1 protein-coding gene is annotated in these 1189 nt (G+C 59.0%); it reads right to left on the bottom strand.

All coding sequences use genetic code 11. From position 1 onward, the window contains the following. Nucleotides 1–256: 256 nt before the first annotated feature. Nucleotides 257–1189: sensor histidine kinase (locus NS365_RS23185; protein WP_153003937.1), on the bottom strand; the 933-nt coding region annotated here is incomplete at its 5' end.

Here is a 1189-nt window from a genome sequence, read left to right as displayed (position 1 = left end):
ATTCGCATGGCCAGCGGGCGGGCCATTTCGCATTCGGACAGACTAGCCTGAATCGGCTCCGGCAGCGGAACTTCTCTGCAGCTCGACATCTCTGCATTGCAGCCCACGATGAGCAAGATGGCAGCGATCTGTTCCATGGCGAAATCCTTTCGCCATTTTAACGATTTGGACAGGGCCCGGTTCCTGCGTTTTTCGGGCGGGCCTTCGTCGTTTTCGCGTCTCCAGCGACCGGCGAAACCGAAACATACTCAAAGGGTCAGGAGCCGGCGATGACCTCGAACTGGTTAGAGGGAATGCGCAATCTGTACTGCAGACCATCGGGCCGATAATCGAGCTCCGCATCGCCGCCAACGGAGTTGGGTACGATCCTCTCCAAGGTCGAGGTCCCGAAGCGCGGATCGTGATCGACTCTAACCCGAGGCCCTCTCGATTCCTCCCATTCCAGCAAAAGCTGCGTCAACCCATTTCTGATGTCGAGACGGGAGCGGATCGCAACTCGGCCACCGGGCACCGACAGGCTTCCGTAGGAGGCCGCATTGACGGCGAGTTCATGCAGCGCGAGGCCCACATGCAGGGCGGCCGTGGGGGACAGATACACATCGACCCCGTCGAACTGGATCTGGTCCATCCCATCGGGCGCGTAGCGTTCCACCTGAAGAGTGATCAAGCCGAACAGGTCCGCCCCTCGCCAATCCGTATCGGTCACGATGTCCTGAGAGGAGGACAGCGACTGGATGCGGCCGCGAAAACGGATCAGAAATTCCGGCACCGTCAGCGAATGACGCGCCGTCTGGCTGGCGAGGCTCTGAATGATCGCCAATAAATTCTTGGAGCGATGAGAGACTTCACGCAGCAATGTTTTCAGCGTGTCTTCCCGGCGCTTCTGCTCGGTGATTTCCAGGGACGTTCCGATGATACCGATGATTTCGCCCGAATCGTCCCGGTCCACATCGACACGAATGTCGAACCAGCGCATCGACTCGCCGCTCAGGATCGGCAGTTCGAACCGCGCGGGCTTCTGGGTGCGCAGAATGTCCTGCTTGATCGAGACGGACTTCTCGGCCGCGGCGCCCGGCATGAAATCGTAATCGGTGTCGCCATTATGGGCTGACGAGAGCCAGGAGTCTTCCGCATTGAAAAGCCAGAGATAGCGAAGTTCTCGATCCTGAGCGAACAGGGTCATATCCGT

Source organism: Aureimonas ureilytica, from assembly GCF_001475935.1.
GTDB lineage: Bacteria > Pseudomonadota > Alphaproteobacteria > Rhizobiales > Rhizobiaceae > Aureimonas > Aureimonas ureilytica_A.
Note: the sequence above shows the minus strand (reverse complement) of the source record. Positions and strands in the feature narration are given on the sequence as shown.